We start from the raw sequence: 16,432 nt of genomic DNA, 5'->3' as shown, positions 1-16,432 counted from the left end.
AACAATGCTCACTATTGCCGTTCGAAAGTATCGAAAGCGCAGGTAGGGGACTTCTGTATCGATTCAAGAACTCGACTGTCGAATGGTCATACGTCTGCCCGGGAAATGGGCCGGCCGGGTCGTCGCCCGGCCGGCCCCTCCGGTCACGGTGAGCTGGGCAGATAGGTCGGCGCGCGACGGGCGCCGCTGATCCGCTCGAACGCCGCGGCCAACGCTATGAGCCGCGCGTCGGAGTTGCGGCCGGCCATGAAGGACACCCCGATCGGCAGCGGGCCGGCGAAACCGGCCGGCACCGTGACGTCCGGATAGCCGGCCACCGCGGCCGGCGTGGACGAGCCGAGGTCGGACGTGTCGCCGGTGGCGTAGTCGGTGACCCAGGCCGGGCCGTTGGTCGGCGCGATGATCGCGTCGAGGTGGTCGGCGGCGATCAGGTCGTCGATCGAGTGCCGGGCCAGATCGGTCGCGGTGGCCCGCTGCTGGAGATAGGCAGGGTCGGTGATCGGCGGCGCGGCCTGCGCCGCCTCGAAGATCTCCTGCCCGAACTCGGACAGCTCCACCGGGTCCTTCTCGTTGAAGGCGACCAGGTCGTCGAGCGTCCGCGGCACGCCGGGCCGAGTGGCGAGGTAGGCGTTGAGGTCGTGCTTGAACTCGGTGACCAGCGCCGGCAACTCGTTCTCGCCGATCGTGTCCTGGTTGGCCGGTGTCACGTCGACCAGCACCGCGCCCGCCTTCTTCAGCGTGGCCACCGTCTCCTGCATGACCTTGTCCACGCCGGCGTCCGTGCCGGCCATCGCCCACACGCCGATCCGCTTGCCCCGCAACGAGGTGCTGGGCGGCGTGTAGTCCTTTCCGGACAGCACCGACAGCGTGATCGCCGCGTCCACCACGTGCCGGGCGAACGGGCCGGCCGTGTCCTGCAAGTGCGAGATCGGCACGATGCCGTCGCCGCTGACCACGCCCAGGGTCGGCTTCACCCCGACGATCCCGTTGACGCCGCCGGGGCAGACGATCGAGCCGTCGGTCTCGGTGCCGATCGACACCTGGGCCAGCGACGCCGCCACCGCGGCCGCCGAACCCGAGGACGACCCGCACGGATTGCGGTCCAGCACATAGGGGTTGTTGGTCTGGCCGCCCACGCCCGACCAGCCCGATGTGGACTTGGTCGACCGGAAGTTGGCCCACTCCGACAGGTTCGTCTTGCCCAGGATCACCGCGCCCGCGGCCCGCAGCCGGCCCACCAGCTCCGCGTCCCGCGTGGGCTTGGCCGCCAGCAACGCCCGCGAGCCCGCGGTCGTCGGCAGGTCGGCCGTGTCGATGTTGTCCTTGAGCAGCACCGGAATCCCGTCCAGCGGCCCCAGCCCGTGACCGGCGCGGCGGCGCTGGTCGCTGGCCTTGGCCTGGCTCAGCGCGGTCGGGTCCAGGAAGAGGATCGAGCGCACCTTCGGGTCCAGCTCCCGGATGCGCCTGAGGTAGGTCTCGGTCAGGCCGACCGCCGTCAGGTGGCCTTTTGCCATCTGGGCCTGGAGTTCCGGGATTGTCGCCGCGTCAATGCTCACCGCGTCCACTGTAGGGGCGGCGCTCGCGACGACGGGCGATCCGGCCACCGAAGCGGCCAGCGCCAGGATCAACGTGGCAAGGCTCAGTCTGCGCACGCCCCCACCGCACTCGCCTCGGCCGCCGCGGTCAACCCCTCGAAGGTCGGGCTTCGCGCAGCTGCCGGAAGTACTGCCCGGTTGACGGCAGCCACATCAGCACGGCCGCCGCCACGAGGGGGACGACGACCAGGAGCAGCCCGAGCAGGACCGGCCCGGCACCGGCGTCCTCGCCGAGCGCGACGACGCCGGAGAACGCGGGGACCAGCAGGAGCACGGCGGTGGCGGTGAGCACGTAGCGCGCGCCCCGCCGCCCGGACCGCAGGAACACGGCCCCCAGACCGATCCACAGGGCCAGGCCCAGCGAGGCGGGCAGGCTTGTGGTGCGGGACGCGAAACCGATGAGCAGGAACAGGGCCGCCATCCAGGTCCACAGCCCCACCGACCAGCGAAGGCCGGCCGGCCGCCGGGGCTCGAAACCCTCGTGCTCGTTCATGCGAGCACGGTAGCGGCGGTGGCCCGGGACCCATCCCGAAACGGAAACCGGGCCGGCCGCGCGAGGCGACCGGCCCGGAATCGGGGACTGACGATCAGACGTCGAAGCGGTCCAGGTCCATGACCTTGGTCCACGCCTTCACGAAGTCGGCGACGAACTTGTCCTTGGCGTCGTCGCTGGCGTAGACCTCGGCCACCGCGCGCAGCTCGGAGTTGGAGCCGAACAGCAGGTCGACCCGGCTGCCGGTCCACTTGACGGCGCCGGAGGCGTCGACACCCTCGTAGGTCTCCTCGTCCGCGCCCTTGCGCCACTGCACGCCCATGTCGAGCAGGTTCACGAAGAAGTCGTTGGTCAGCGTGCCGACGTTCGACGTGAACACACCCTGCTGGGACTGCTGGTAGTTCGCGCCCAGCACCCGCAGGCCGCCGACGAGCACGGTCATCTCGGGGGCGGTCAGGGTGAGCAGGTTGGCCCGGTCGACCAGCAGGTACTCGGACGGCAGGCGGTTGCCCTTGCCGCGATAGTTGCGGAAGCCGTCGGCGGTCGGCTCCAGCGGCGCGAAGGACTCGACGTCGGTCTGCTCGGCCGTCGCGTCGGTGCGGCCCGGCGTGAACGGCACGGTGATGTCGTGGCCGGCGGCCTTGGCCGCCTGCTCGACGGCGGCCACGCCGCCCAGCACGATCAGGTCGGCCAGCGAGACCTTCTTGCCACCGGCCTGGAACGCCGACCGCACGCCCTCCAGCGTCCGCAGCACCTGGGCCAGGTTGTCGGGCTCGTTGACGTCCCAGCCGCGCTGCGGCTCGAGGCGGATGCGGGCGCCGTTGGCGCCGCCGCGCTTGTCGCTGCCGCGGAAGGTCGAGGCCGACGCCCACGCGGTGGTCACCAACTGCGAGACCGACAGGCCGGAGTCGAGGATCTGCGCCTTGAGGGCGGCGATGTCGGCCTCGTCGACCAGCTCGTGGTCCACGGCCGGCACGCGGTCCTGCCAGAGCAACTCCTCCTGCGGCACCAGCGGGCCGAGGTAGCGCTGGATCGGGCCCATGTCGCGGTGGGTCAGCTTGAACCAGGCCCGCGCGAACGCGTCGGCGAACTCGGCCGGGTTCTGGTGGAAGCGGCGGGCGATCGGCTCGTAGATCGGGTCGAAGCGCAGCGCCAGGTCGGAGGTGAGCATCATCGGCGTGCGGTTGAGCTCGCCGGTCTCCGGGTCCGGGATGGTGTTCGCGCCCGCGCCGTCCTTCGGCTTCCACTGGTGGGCGCCGGCCGGGGACTTGGTCAGCTCCCACTCGTAGCCGAAGAGGTTGTCGAAGAAGCCGTTGCTCCACTGCACCGGGGTGGAGGTCCAGGTGACCTCCAGGCCGCTGCCGATGGCGTCGCGGCCCTTGCCGGTGCCGAAGCTGTTCTGCCAGCCCAGGCCCTGCAACTCCAGCGGCGCGGCCTCCGGCTCGGGGCCGACGTTGGCGTCGGCGTCGCCGGCGCCGTGGGTCTTGCCGAAGGTGTGGCCGCCGGCGATCAGCGCGACGGTCTCCTCGTCGTTCATGGCCATCCGGCCGAAGGTGTCGCGGATGTCGCGGGCCGAGGCCAGCGGGTCCGGGTTGCCGTTGGGGCCCTCGGGGTTGACGTAGATCAGGCCCATCTGCACGGCCGCGAGCGGGTTCTCCAGGTCGCGGTCGCCGCTGTAGCGCTCATCGCCCAGCCAGGTGGTCTCCGGGCCCCAGTACACGTCCTCGTCCGGCTCCCACACGTCGGCGCGGCCGCCGGCGAAGCCGAAGGTCGTGAAGCCCATGGTCTCCAGGGCCCGGTTGCCCGCGAAGATCATCAGGTCGGCCCAGGAGACCGACTTGCCGTACTTCTGCTTGACCGGCCACAGCAGGCGGCGGGCCTTGTCCAGGTTGACGTTGTCCGGCCAGCTGTTCAGCGGCGCGAACCGCTGCATGCCGGCGCCGGCGCCGCCGCGGCCGTCCTGGATCCGGTAGGTGCCGGCGCTGTGCCAGGCCATCCGGACCATCAGGCCGCCGTAGTGGCCGAAGTCCGCCGGCCACCAGTCCTGCGAGGTGGTCAGCACCGCGTCGACGTCGCGGGCCAGCTCGTCCAGGTCGACCGTGGCGAACGCGGCCGCGTAGTCGAACTCGCCGCCGAAGGGGTCGGCCGCGGCCTGGTGCTTGCGCAGGATCTTCAGGTTGAGCTGGTTGGGCCACCAGTCGCTGTTGACGCCGCCCTCGGTGGGGTGCTTGAAGCGCCCGGTGACCGGGCACCCGCCAGCGTTGAGGTCGTTGACCTCGCCAAGAACGGCGTCGGGCTTGTCAGACACGGGAATCCTTCCTGGGTTCTTACGAGGGAGCGGCGGTCAGGAGCGCAGTGCCGGCGAGCAGTCGGAGCACTGTCCCCAGTAGATGACTTCCGCCTCGTCGATCGTGAAGCCGTGATCGTGCGAGGCCGTCAGGCAGGGCGCCGAGCCGACCGCGCAGTCCGCGTCGGCGATGACGCCGCATGCCCGGCACACGACGTGGTGGTGGTTGTCCCCGACCCGGGACTCGTAGCGGGCCACGTGTCCGGCCGGCTGGATGCGCCGGACCAGGCCCGCGGTCGTGAGGACCTTCAGGACGTCGTACACGGCCTGGTGCGAGACCTCGCCCAGGTCCGCCCGCACCGTGCCGAGGATCGAGTCCGTGTCGGCGTGGGGGTGGGCGTGCACCGCGGCCAGCACCGCCACCCGGGGCCGCGTCACCCGCAGCGCGGCCCCGCGCAGCAACCGCTCGAAGTCCGTGGTGGTGGGCACGGTCGGAGTCTGGCCCATTTTCTGGAATCAATCAAGTTTTGGATGCTTTCGCGCAGGCCGGTGGGCGTGTCGCCGTGACGTCAAGATCGATCTGTCCGGGGATGGTGCCAGACCGCGGGGCGGTGGCGGTCGGCGGGGCGCGCCGATCGGGCCGATGTCGACGGCGGATGGCGCGGGGCGCACGCCGCCGGGAGTCGACCGGTTCTCGGGTCCGAAGGCCTCTGGCGCGTCCCCGTCCCTATTAATCCGTCGCCGGGAAATGCGATCTTGTCGCGTGCCGGCCGTGCCGGAAATGGTCTCGGCGATCGCTGTAATCGGGTCGGCCGGGTGGGTGTACGGATTCTTCTTGTCGTGGCTGAAATCGTTCGATCCGCCGGTCGGGCCGGCGTCCCGTCATCCGATGAGCCGCCCTCGCGTTTTTACTCCGTTCAGTGGCCCTCTCGGCAACCGTCAATACTCTAGTGTCGAGCCCGCCAGTGCGACCCGATTGTCGCGCAATTCGGAGGGAATTATGCGTGCAGCGTTGGCCATAACCGGCCTCGTCCTGTCGTTGTTCACACCCATGACCGATACGCAGACATCGTCGCCGCCGCAGGGAAAGATCACGCTCGACATCAAGACCATCAACGGCTCGGGCTGCCCGGCCGGCACCGCCGACGCCTCGGCCGACGTGTCCGACGACAACACCTCGTTCACCGTGACCTACAAGAACTTCGCCGCGAAGACCGGGGCCAGCACCACGGCCATCGACCAGCGCAAGAACTGCCAGATCAACGTCCTGGTGCACGTGCCGGCCGGCTGGACCTACGCGGTGGCCGAGGCCGACTACAGCGGCTTCGCGCACCTGGCCGCCGGCGCGACCGCGCTGGAGCAGGCCAACTACTACTTCACCGGCACCTCGCCCACGGCCCGGGTGCCGCACACGCTGAGCGGGCCGTTCGACGGCGAGTGGCAGACCAGGGACGCGGCCGACGTCCTGGTGTACGCGCCCTGCGGCCTCGACCGGAACCTCAACATCAACGCGGAGCTGCGGGCGAGCGCCGGATCCTCGGACGGCAGCACCACCAGCTTCATCGAGATGGACAGCTCGCACGCCAGCGTGACGACGGTGTACCAGTTCGCCTGGAAGCAGTGCTGACCTGACCGGGCAGAGGTGACCCGGCGGGGGTGCGCGCCCCCGCCGGCGCCGAAATAATCCGCCGGTGACCGAGAACAACGAGCGGCATGCCGGCTGGCTGGAGCTGTTCTACGACCTGCTGTTCGTGGTGCTGGTGGCCCAGCTGGCGCACTCGATGGTGGAGGAGCCGGGCTGGCCGGCGGGCCTGCGGCTGCTGGTGCTGTTTCTGCCGGCGTGGTGGGTGTGGGTCGGCTCCACCCTCTACACCAACCTGACCGGCGAGTACGGCGCGCAACGCCGGCTGGACACGCTCGGCCAGATGGCGATCGTGATGGTGATGGCCGCCTCGGCCACGCAGGCGGCCGAGGGACATCCGGCGCTGTTCGCCGGCGCGTACGCCGCCTCGCGGCTGGCGGTGCTGGTGTTCCGGGCCGTGGCCGGGCGGAAGTGGCCGGCCGGCGGGGCGAACTGGCCGCTGCTGGTGTCGGCGGCGCTGTGGATCGGCTCGATCTTCCTGGCGCCCCCGCTGGCCTACGGGCCGTGGCTGGTCGGCCTGGCCGTCGAGGTGTACGGCGTGGTGCGCCGCCGGTCCGGCGGCTCGTTCGTGCGGCAGCGGCTGGCCTCGGGCGGGATCTCGCTGAGCCACCTGGTTGAGCGCTTCGGCGCGTTCATGATCATCGTGTTCGGCGAGGCCATCGCCCAGATCGTCGGCGCCATCGCCGGCGAGCACGGCACGCCGCTGGCGGTGATCACCGGCCTTGCCGCGTTCTCGGTGGTGGCCATGCTGTGGTGGCTGTACTTCGACTACGGCTCGGCGGTGGCCGAGCGGACCATGGGCGGCCGCCCCGAGGAGTCCTACCGGCTGACGGTGCTGATCTTCGTGGTCGGCCACTTCGTCCCGGTGGTGACCCTGGTGGCGTTCGCCGCCGGCCTCGGCGGCCTGGTCACCGCCGGCGCGCAGGGGGCCGACGGCGGCGAGCTGCTCCGGCTGTGCGCCGCCGCGCTGGCCGGCTACCTGGTGAACAACGCGATCATCGGCCTGACGGGGATCAGTCACCCGATCCGCCAGGTCCTCGGCTGGCTGCTGCCCAACCTGGCCGTGTTGGCGGCGTTGGCCGTCTTCGCCGATGTGCTGCCGCCGGCCGCCGCGCTGCTCCTGATCACCCTCGTGCTCGGCGCCGAGACCCTGCCGCGGGCCAAGCGCCGGGAGAAGGCGTCAGCCGGCCAGTAGCGGCAGATACCCCAGCCGCTGCCCGGAAGCGTTGGGGTGGAAGGAACCCGAGACGTCGAGCAGGGTCACGCCGTTGATCCACGCGTCGACGGAGCAGTACCCGTGCCCGGCGAACGCCGGCCGGGCGTCGACGAACCGCGCCCCGGCCCTGGCCGCCTGGTCCCGCGTCACGGCCGCGAGCTGGTCGGAGCCCTCGTTCAGCGCCTGCCGTTTGGCCGTGCTCAGCGAGCACGGGCCGTCGGCCTCGACGACGTGCGGATAGCCCAGCACGACCAGCTGCGCGTTGGGGGCCTTGGCTTTCACGGCCGCGAAGACCGTGGCCAGGTTCCCGCCCAGCGGCCCGTTGACCACGTCCTCGGCCTGCCGCACCCGGTCGACACAGGCCGCGTCGCCGCCGAGCACGCACGCGGTCATCACGTCGGAGAAGCCGGCGTCGGTGCCGCCGACCGTGATGCTGACCAGCGAGGTGCCGGGGTTCAGGTCGCCGAGCTGGTCGGCGACGACATCGGCGGTGCTGGCCCCGCTGCACGCCCGCACGTGCGCGTTGGCCAGCCCCGTCTTCGCCGCGTACAGGAAGGGATAGGCCTCCCGGCTCTGTCCACACTGGCCGGTGGAGCCGGCCGTGCCCACGCCGGCGGCGTAGGAGTCGCCCAGCGCCACGTACTCGGGCGCGAACGACTCCTGCCCGCCGACCAGGAGCAGGGAACTGAGCAGCACTGCCGTGAGTCCGGGCATGGAATGTGAGTACCACACACCATGTCAACCGATCCGGTGAATCTGCCCGTCCAGATCGCGCAGCGCGTGCGGGAAGGACTCGGAGAAGGTGGGGAAGGGCCGGATGACGTCCAGCATCACCTCGTCGGCCATGACGGCTCCCTACTTCTGCTCGTCCACCATGTGCTGGGCGTACCAGCTCGGCCAGTCGGCGTCCTCCTGGCCCAGCTGCTTCTCGTGCTCGCCGTGGGCGGCGGCCGCGCGGCGCAGCGCCTCCGCCAGCTCGGCGGCGTTGTCGTAGCTCGTGCTCACGGCCGGCCACTGCCGTCCGGGCAGCCGGGTGGTGATCTCCTGGAGCACCCACTCGTTGCCGTCGGGGTCGCTGAACGCCGCGAACGAGGAGTAGCTGCGGCGCTCCGGGTCCGGGCCGGCGACCTCCTTCTCGCCGTTGGCGTGGTGGAACACGCCGTCGGCGTCGTGGAAGATCTCGCCGATCGCGACGCCCCGCTCCGCCAGCTCGGCGTGGGCCTTCTCGATGTCGGGGACGATCAGGTGCAGGCCCCGCGCGGAGCCGGGCTCGGCCCCGCTGACCTTGTTGCCGAAGATCACCGAGGCGGCCGACCCGGGCGGGGTCAGCTGGATCACGCGGAAGCCGTCGGCGCCGGGGAAGTCGGCGTCCTCGCGCCAGCCCAGCCGCCGGTAGAAGTCCTTGGCCCGGTCGACGTCGGAAACGGGCAGGACCACGACCTCGAGCTTCATGTCCATCGTCGTCACTCCTTGTCTCGGGTCATCCGCTGATGACCGCTGGCACAAGGGTGCGTCCCGGGGACAGCCGCTCGAACCCGTGGAACACACTGGTCCCCGGGGCCCAGGGTGCCTAGTCGACGGCGCGCCGGAGCAGGTCGCGCAGCACCACCCGCTCGGCGGGGGTGAGGTTGGCCAGCGGCTCGCTCGCGAACGGCATGCGGGCCCGCAGGTCGGCGATGACGGTCAGGCCGGCGTCGGTGGCGGCGACCAGCTTCCCCCGCCGGTCGGCCGGGTTGGGGCGGCGCTCCAACAGGCCGTGCTCGACGAGGCGGTCCACGACGGGGGTCACGTTGGACGGCTCGGCGTGCAGCATGTCGGCGATCCGGCGCATGGGCACCGGCGTGCGGGCGGCGAGCAGGGCCTTGGCCTGCATGGCGGTCAGGCCGTGCGGGGCGGCGGCGGCCTGGGCCTCGGCCGCGTAGCGACGGTTGATGGCGCCGAACAGGGTCACCACTTCGGCGGCGATGTCCTGGGTCACATCGTCATCGGCCATGGTTATGGAGTATAAAGGTTATGAACCATAACTACTGAGGTGGGGAAGACATGACCGACACCGTTCTCGTCACCGGCTCGTCCACCGGCATCGGCCTGGCCACCGCGGTCGCGGCCGCCAAGGCCGGCTGGCGTGTGGTGGCCACCATGCGGGACACCGCCAAGTCGTCGGCGCTGCTCAAGGCGGCCGCCGACGCCGGCGTCGCCGATCTGGTCGACGTCCGCCGGCTCGACGTCACCGACGCCGAGGCGGCCGCCGCCTGCGTCGCCGACGTGGTGCGCGACCACGGCCGGCTCGACGCCGTGATCAACAACGCCGGCGCCGGCAGCGTCGGCACCCTGGAGTACAAGCCGGTGGACGAGATCCGCCAGGCCATGGAGGTCAACTTCTTCGGCGTGCTCAACGTGTCCAAGCCGGCCCTGCCGCACCTGCGGGAGTCGGCCGGCCGCCTGATCACCGTCACCAGCGTCGGCGGCGTCGTCGGCCAGCCGTTCAACGAGGCCTACTGCGCCGCCAAGTTCGCGGTCGAGGGCTACCTGGAGTCCCTCGCCCCGCTCGCCGCCGCCCACGGCGTCCGCGTCACCGTCGTCGAGCCCGGGGCCGTGGCCAGCGAGTTCGTCGCCAACATCGGCTTCGACCCGGCCGACATCGACGCCGTCGGCCCGTACGTCCCGCAGCTGCGGGGCTACCTCGCCCGCGTCACCGGGGAGTTCCAGAACGCTCAGACCTCCGAAGGCGCCGCCGCCGCCATCATCGAGGTCCTCACCGCCGAGCAGCCGGCCTTCCGCGTCCAGACCTCGGAGGCCGCCCGGAGCTTCGTCAGCGCCAAGCTGACCGACCTCGACGGCTCCGCCGTCCAGTCGCTGACCTCGGGCTGGGTCGCCTAGCCGGTGCGGCGTTCCCGCGACCGCGGCTGGTGGTGGCGCACCGCCAGCCGCACGATCTCCACCACGTGGGGGTCGTCGACGAGGTAGATCTGGCGCTTGCCGTCACGGCGGGAGCGGACCAGGCCCGCCAGCTTGAGCTTGGCCAGGTGGTGGCTGACGGTGGCCACCGACTGGCCGAGCTCGGCGGCCAGCGTGCCGACGTCGCGCTCGTCCTCGGCCAGCAGCCACATGATGTGCAGGCGGGCGGTCGCCGACAGCAGGCCGAAGGTCGCGGCGGTGCGTTGCAGCAGATCGGCGGCCAGAGGTTCGTCGGGCAAGCCAGGGTCCTTCCGGAACGGGACCCCTAGTGTGACGAAGGCCGTAACACTTGCGCAAGTGTTTGAATGTCGGGTCTACTGGGCACGGCGATCGACTCGAGGAGGTGCATCCGGATGACCGGCGACGGAAGTAGTCCCGCCGACGCGGCGGCCCGGGTGCTGGCGAGCTAGCGCCGGGCGGGTCCGCGTCACGACGGCCGATGCCCGCCCCAGTGACAGGACCAGGTCCGATGGTTCCCACCTTTCCCCTGCCCGACCGCCTGCGCGAGCTCGCGCAGGCCCCGGTGCTGCCGCTGTTCCGCACGCTGGACAGCACCCCCAAGGGGCTCACCGAAGCCGAGGCCACCGCGCGGATCGAGCGGTTCGGCCCCAACGAACTGCCGCCCCCGGCCACGGCGAACCGCCTGCGGGACGCGGTCACCAGCCCGTTCGTGGCGCTGCTTTCCGTGCTGTGCTTGACGTTTCTCATCGTCGGCGACCTCCGTGCCGCGCTCACGGTGGCGATCATGGTGGTGCTGAGCGTGCTCCTGCGGCACTGGCAGAGCGCCCGGTCCGACCGGGCGGTGCGGGCGCTGCGCGGGCAGGTCACGACCACCGCCACGGTGCGCCGCCGCGCGGCCGACGGACACGAGGCCTTCGACCGGGAAGTCCCGGTCGAGGACCTGGTGCCCGGCGACATCGTGGTGCTCGCGGCCGGCGACCTCGTGCCGGCCGACGTCCGGCTGCTCAACGCCGTGGACCTGCTGGTGGACCAGTCGGCGCTGACCGGCGAGACGCTACCGGTGACGCCGACGACGCTGTGCTTCACCGGAACCGCGGTGGTCGGCGGCGGCGCGACGGCGGTGGTCGTGGCCACCGGGGCCGAGACCTGTTTCGGCGCGGCCGGGCAGGGTGAGCGGCCCGAGTCCAGCTTCGACGTCGGCGTGCGCGCGGTGGGCTGGACGCTGGTCCGGTTCATGCTGGTGATGGTGCCGATCGTGTTGGCGGTCAACGGAACCATCACCGGCGACTGGGCCAGGGCGGCGATGTTCGCGCTGGCCGTCGCGGTCGGGCTGACGCCGGAGATGCTGCCGGTGATCGTCACCACCAACCTGGCCCGGGGCGCGGTCCGGCTGGCCCGCCACCAGGTGATCGTCAAGCGGCTCAACGCCGTGCAGGACCTCGGCGGCATGGACGTGCTGTGCGTGGACAAGACCGGCACCCTCACCGAGGACCGGGTCGCCTACGCGCACAGCGTCGACCCGCTGGGCCGGCCCGACGGCGAGGCGGCCGAATACGCCTATCTCGCCGTGCACTTCCAGGTCACGCCGCTGAACAGCCTGGACGAGGCGATCGCCGAGCAGTTGGCCGAGGAGTCCGAGGACCTGCTCTACGACACCATGTTCGACAAGGTCGAGGAGCTCGCCTTCGACCACGACCGCCGGCGCTGCACCGTGATCGTCCGCCAGCACGGCGGCGAGCACCTGCTGATCACCAAGGGCGACCCGGCCCGGGTGCTGCCGCTGTGCACGCAGGTCCAGCGGGACGGCGAGGTGATCGAGCTGTCCCCGGCCGCCGCCCGGCACGCCGAGGACGTGGTGCGGGCCTACGCCGAGCACGGCATGCGGGTGCTGGCCGTCGCGGCCAGGCAGGATGCTCGTCGCCCTGGGGAAAACGACCTGGTGTTGGTGGGTTTCGTCGGGTTTGTGGACCCAGTGCGGGCCAGTGCCGCCGATGCCGTACGGCAGCTGACCGACCACGGCGTGGCCGTCAAGATCCTGACCGGCGACAACCAGCACGTCGCCGCGTATGTGGCTGCGCAGGCCGGAATTTCGGTCGGCGAGATCGTGCTGGGGGAGGACGTCGAGGCCGCCACCGACGATGAGCTTCGGTCCTTGGTGCACCACACCGTTTTCGCCCGCCTGACCCCGGCCCACAAGTCCCGCGTCGTCACCGCCCTGCGGGCCGACGGCCATGCGGTCGGCTTCATCGGCGACGGCGTCAACGACGCGGCGGCGCTGCGGATCGCCGACGTCGGCATCTCCGCCGACTCGGCCACCGGCGTGGCCAAGGAGGCCGCCGACCTGCTGCTCACCGACCGGGACCTGACCGTTGTGGCGCAAGGGGTCGTGGCAGGCCGGCGGACCCTCGGCAACACCATGAAGTACGTCCGGATCACGGCCAGCTCCAACTTCGGCAATGTGTTCACGGTCCTGGCCGCCAGCGCCTTCCTGCCGTTCCTGCCCATGCTGCCGATCCAGCTGATCGCCCAGAACCTGCTCTACGACTGCGCCCAGCTGGCCCTGCCCTGGGACCGTGTGGATCGCGAGTACCTGCGCCGGCCGCGCCGGTGGGACGCCCGCGACCTGGCCCGGTTCATGCTGGTGTTCGGCCCGGTCAGCTCGCTGTTCGACCTGGCCATGTTCGGGGCCCTGTGGTGGGCGCTGGATCTGGGCGGCCGACCGGAGCTGTTCCAGACCGGTTGGTTCGTGGAAAGCCTGCTCTCCCAGGTGCTCGTGGTGCTGGTGCTGCGCGGCTGGGGCCGGCCATCGGGGCCGGTGCTCGGCGCGGCCGTGGCCGTCGGCGCGATCGCGCTGGCGCTGCCGCTGACCGGCTGGCTCGGGCTCGGGCTCTTGCCGCCGGGCTATTTCCTCTGGCTGGCGGGGATTCTCGCCGCCTACACGGTCACCGTGCGGCTGGTGCGATCGCTGTACCGGTAGCCGCAGCACCGCTTTCCTGAAGGGACCCCTGTCGTGGCTCTGCTGCGCACTTTTCCCTCGCGCGAGGCCCTGGCCCGCCCGCGCCAGGGCTTGATCGACCTGGCCGTGCTGATCGGCGCGGCCGCGCTGGTGTGGACCGTGGTCCGGCTCTGGCACGGCGTCACCGTGCCGTTCGACCAGGCCACCGCACCGTCCACTGTGTCCACTGATCCGTCCGAACTTCCTTACTACGCAGCGAGGTCGCTGCTGCGGATGTTCGCCGCGCTGGCCCTGTCGGTGGCGTTCACCCTGGTATACGCCACCGCCGCGGCCCGGCTGCGGCGGGCCGAGAAGGTGCTGCTGCCGGTGCTGGACATCCTCCAGTCCGTGCCGATCCTGGGTTTCCTGTCGGTCACCATCACCGGCTTCATCGCCCTGTTCCCAGGGTCCGAGCTGGGCCTGGAATGCGCTTCTGTCTTCGCCATCTTCACCTCGCAGGCGTGGAACATGACCTTCGCCTTCTACCAGTCGCTGGTCTCGCAGCCGCGCGACCTGGACGAGGCCGCCCGGCTGCTGCGGCTGTCCAAGTGGCAGCGGTTCTGGCGGGTGGACGTGCCCAGCGGCATGATTGCGTTGGTCTGGAACGGGATGATGAGCTTCGGCGGCGGCTGGTTCTTCCTGGTCGCCTCCGAGGCGCTGAGCGTGAACAACCACAGCTACGCCCTGCCCGGCATCGGCGCGTACGTGGCCACCGCGACTCAGAACGCCCAGCTGGACCGGGTGCTGCTGGCCATCGGCGTGATGATCGTGCTGGTGGTCGGCGTGAACGTGCTGTTCTGGCGGCCGCTGACCGCGTGGGCCGAGCGGTTCCGGGTCGAGGACTCGGAATCCGCGCAAGCCCCGCGCAGTCTGATGCTGGATCTGCTGCGCCGGTCCCGAATTCCGCGCCGGCTGCTCCGGGCGCTCGGTTGGCTGGTGGCCCCGCTGGACCGGGCCATGGCGGTGTTCGGGCTGGCCGAGCACCCGCTGCGAACCTCCCCGGCCCGCCGCCGCCTCGGTGACGTGGCATTCGCCGTGGTCGTGCTTGGCGGCGTCCTGTATGGACTGTCGAGAATGGTTGAGTTCATTGTGGACACTGCTGGCTTCGCCGAGGTGGGGCACGCTTTGCTGCTCGGCCTGGTCACCTTCGGGCGTGTGATCGTCCTGGTCATCGTCGCCACGGTCATCTGGGTGCCGGTCGGCGTGTGGATCGGCCTGAACCCGCGGATCGCCCGGCTGGCCCAGCCCGTGGTGCAGGTGCTGGCCTCGTTCCCGGCCAACTTCCTGTTCCCCCTGGTGACCGGGGTGCTGGTGGCGACCGGCGTCAGCCTCGACTGGGGCGGCATCCTGCTGATGGCGCTGGGCGCGCAGTGGTACATCCTGTTCAACGTCATCGCCGGCGCCAGCGCCATTCCCAACGACCTGCGCGAGGCCGCCGCCAACCTGCGGCTGCCGCGAATCCTGTGGTGGCGCAAGCTGATCCTGCCGGCGATCTTCGCCAGTTACGTCACCGGCGGCATCACCGCCGCCGGCGGGGCGTGGAACGCCTCCATCGTCGCCGAGGTCGTCAGCTACGGTCCGACCACGCTCACCGCCACCGGGCTCGGCGCGTACATCGCGCAGGCCACCGGCAGTGGCGACGCCTCGCGCATCCTGATCGGCGTAGCGGTGATGAGCCTCTACGTCGTCGGCCTCAACCGACTGTTCTGGCGGCGCCTGTACGCGTTGGCCGAGCGCCGCTTCAGCCTCTAGGAGTCTCCCGTGTCGGACACACTGATCACCGTCGACAACGTCAGCAAGAGCTTCACCGGCGCGGCCGGCGACGAGCTCCGGGTGCTCGACGAGATCACCCTCGAGCTTCGGGCCGGCGAGATCGTGGCGCTGCTGGGCCGTTCCGGCTCCGGCAAGTCCACGCTGCTGCGCACCATCGCCGGCCTCATCCCGCCCACCGCCGGCGCTATCCGCTACCGGGGCCGGCAGCTCAACGGCGCGAATCCCGGCGCCGCCATGGTTTTCCAGTCGTTCGCGCTGATGCCGTGGCTGACCGTGCAGGACAATGTCGAGCTCGGCCTTGCCGCGCAAGGAGTTCCCGTGGGGCAACGGCGCGAGCGGGCCCTGGCCGCCATCGACCTCATCGGCCTCGACGGCTTCGAGTCGGCCTATCCCAAGGAGCTCTCCGGCGGCATGCGGCAGCGGGTCGGCTTCGCCCGCGCGCTGGTGCTGGAGCCCGACGTGCTGCTGATGGACGAGCCGTTCTCCGCGCTGGACGTGCTCACCGCCGAGAACCTGCGCACCGAGCTGATGTCGTTGTGGGCCGGGCAGAAGTTCCCGACCAAGGCCGTGTGCGTCGTGACCCACAACATCGAGGAGGCCGTGCTGCTGGCCGACCGTGTCATCGTGCTCGGGGCCAACCCCGGCCACATCCGCGCCGAGGTCCCGGTCGACCTGGAGCGCCCCCGCGACCGCAAGTCGCCCACCTTCGCCGCCCTGGTCGACCGCCTCTACGACCTGCTCACCGGCCGCGAGCCCGACCGTCACGAGCCCGCGGCCACGCCCACCGCCCGCCCCCTGCCCACCGTCTCGGTCGGCGGTCTCGCCGGCCTCGTCGAGATCGTGCACGCCCAGGGCGGCCGGGTCGACCTCCCCGACATCGCCGCCGACCTCAACTTCGAGATCGACGACCTGCTGCCGTTGGTCGACGCCGCCACCATGCTCGGCTTCGTCGAGGTCGAGGGCGGCGACCTCACCCTGACCCCCGTCGGCAAGGACTTCACCACCGCCGACATCCAACGCAGCAAGCAACTCTTCGCCGCCCAGGCCCGCCTGCTCGCCCCGCTCGTCCGCACCGTCTGCCGTGCCCTCGCCGCCAGCGCCGACGGCCGCCTCCGCTCCACCTTCTTCCTCGATCTCCTCCGCCGCGGCTTCTCCGCCCCCGACGCCCAACAGCAGCTCGACACCGCCATCGACTGGGGCCGGTACGGCGAGCTGTTCGACTACGACACCTCCACCGACACCCTCACCGCCGACCCCGCCGCCGCCCTCCTCTGATCTCCGGGGGGGATGTCATGAAGGGCCCCATCCTGACGTTGAACGAGAGGATCGGTCCCTTGATCTTGGTGGGGATGGTGTGAAGGGGTCCTTCCTGACGTTGAACGAGAGGATCGGTCCCTTGATCTTGGTGGGGATGGTGTGAAGGGCCCCATCCTGACGTTGAACGAGAGGATCGGTCCCTTGATCTTGGTGGGGATGGTGTGAAGGGGTCCTTCCTGACGTTGAACGAGAGGA

The 16,432-nt window shown here is 70.9% G+C and carries 14 protein-coding genes; 6 read left to right on the top strand and 8 right to left on the bottom strand.

Features of this window, described 5'->3' with window-relative positions; all coding sequences use genetic code 11:
* Positions 1–143 precede the first annotated feature (143 nt).
* The 4 genes from ACIG5F_RS18540 to ACIG5F_RS18525 form a co-directional block, all read right to left on the bottom strand.
* A complete protein-coding gene (locus tag ACIG5F_RS18540) occupies positions 144–1,652 on the bottom strand; it encodes an amidase (protein WP_396518943.1) in 1,509 nt (502 codons plus the stop codon).
* Positions 1,653–1,683: 31 nt separating this feature from the next.
* Positions 1,684–2,088, bottom strand: a complete 405-nt coding sequence (locus tag ACIG5F_RS18535) for a hypothetical protein (RefSeq protein ID WP_396518942.1) — start codon at positions 2,086–2,088, stop codon at positions 1,684–1,686.
* 94 nt (positions 2,089–2,182) lie between these two features.
* Positions 2,183–4,396 (bottom strand): catalase/peroxidase HPI, encoded by a 2,214-nt coding sequence (katG, locus tag ACIG5F_RS18530; protein WP_396518941.1) that lies wholly within the window; start codon positions 4,394–4,396, stop codon positions 2,183–2,185.
* A gap of 36 nt (positions 4,397–4,432) precedes the next feature.
* Positions 4,433–4,864: a Fur family transcriptional regulator gene (locus ACIG5F_RS18525; RefSeq protein ID WP_396518940.1), complete on the bottom strand. Its 432-nt coding sequence runs from the start codon at positions 4,862–4,864 to the stop codon at positions 4,433–4,435.
* A 562-nt stretch (positions 4,865–5,426) separates the two neighbouring features.
* On the opposite strand from ACIG5F_RS18525, the gene ACIG5F_RS18520 reads away from it, so the two are divergent.
* Complete coding sequence (locus tag ACIG5F_RS18520) at positions 5,427–6,002, top strand: DUF4360 domain-containing protein (protein WP_396518939.1); 576 nt, start codon at positions 5,427–5,429, stop codon at positions 6,000–6,002.
* 64 nt (positions 6,003–6,066) lie between these two features.
* Positions 6,067–7,212 (top strand): low temperature requirement protein A, encoded by a 1,146-nt coding sequence (locus tag ACIG5F_RS18515; protein WP_396518938.1) that lies wholly within the window; start codon positions 6,067–6,069, stop codon positions 7,210–7,212.
* Here ACIG5F_RS18515 and ACIG5F_RS18510 read toward each other — a convergent pair.
* The 3 genes from ACIG5F_RS18510 to ACIG5F_RS18500 form a co-directional block, all read right to left on the bottom strand.
* Positions 7,198–7,947 (bottom strand): SGNH/GDSL hydrolase family protein, encoded by a 750-nt coding sequence (locus ACIG5F_RS18510; RefSeq protein WP_396518937.1) that lies wholly within the window; start codon positions 7,945–7,947, stop codon positions 7,198–7,200. The genes ACIG5F_RS18515 and ACIG5F_RS18510 overlap by 15 nt on opposite strands.
* Positions 7,948–8,088: 141 nt before the next feature.
* Positions 8,089–8,691: a VOC family protein gene (locus tag ACIG5F_RS18505; protein WP_396518936.1), complete on the bottom strand. Its 603-nt coding sequence runs from the start codon at positions 8,689–8,691 to the stop codon at positions 8,089–8,091.
* A 112-nt stretch (positions 8,692–8,803) separates the two neighbouring features.
* A complete protein-coding gene (locus ACIG5F_RS18500) occupies positions 8,804–9,226 on the bottom strand; it encodes a MarR family winged helix-turn-helix transcriptional regulator (RefSeq protein ID WP_396518935.1) in 423 nt (140 codons plus the stop codon).
* Between the two features lie 50 nt (positions 9,227–9,276).
* On the opposite strand from ACIG5F_RS18500, the gene ACIG5F_RS18495 reads away from it, so the two are divergent.
* Complete coding sequence (locus ACIG5F_RS18495; RefSeq protein ID WP_396518934.1) at positions 9,277–10,113, top strand: SDR family NAD(P)-dependent oxidoreductase; 837 nt, start codon at positions 9,277–9,279, stop codon at positions 10,111–10,113.
* Here the strand turns inward: ACIG5F_RS18495 and ACIG5F_RS18490 are convergent.
* The gene (locus tag ACIG5F_RS18490) at positions 10,110–10,430 is read right to left on the bottom strand and encodes an ArsR/SmtB family transcription factor (RefSeq protein WP_396518933.1); all 321 of its coding nucleotides are present in this window, start codon (positions 10,428–10,430) and stop codon (positions 10,110–10,112) included. The genes ACIG5F_RS18495 and ACIG5F_RS18490 overlap by 4 nt on opposite strands.
* A gap of 230 nt (positions 10,431–10,660) precedes the next feature.
* On the opposite strand from ACIG5F_RS18490, the gene mgtA reads away from it, so the two are divergent.
* Genes mgtA through ACIG5F_RS18475 form a run of 3 tightly spaced genes read left to right on the top strand, consistent with a single transcriptional unit; the run spans position 10,661 to position 16,195 of the window.
* Positions 10,661–13,129 carry a magnesium-translocating P-type ATPase gene (mgtA, locus tag ACIG5F_RS18485; protein WP_396518932.1) on the top strand — a complete coding sequence of 823 codons (2,469 nt, stop codon included), beginning with the start codon at positions 10,661–10,663 and terminating at the stop codon, positions 13,127–13,129.
* 33 nt (positions 13,130–13,162) lie between these two features.
* Complete coding sequence (locus tag ACIG5F_RS18480) at positions 13,163–14,899, top strand: ABC transporter permease (protein ID WP_396518931.1); 1,737 nt, start codon at positions 13,163–13,165, stop codon at positions 14,897–14,899.
* A 9-nt stretch (positions 14,900–14,908) separates the two neighbouring features.
* Positions 14,909–16,195 (top strand): nitrate/sulfonate/bicarbonate ABC transporter ATP-binding protein, encoded by a 1,287-nt coding sequence (locus tag ACIG5F_RS18475; RefSeq protein ID WP_396518930.1) that lies wholly within the window; start codon positions 14,909–14,911, stop codon positions 16,193–16,195.
* Positions 16,196–16,432: the final 237 nt, after the last annotated feature.

This window comes from Kutzneria sp. NPDC052558, from assembly GCF_044547355.1.
Lineage (GTDB): Bacteria > Actinomycetota > Actinomycetes > Mycobacteriales > Pseudonocardiaceae > Kutzneria.
This window is presented reverse-complemented; position numbering and strand designations above follow the sequence as displayed.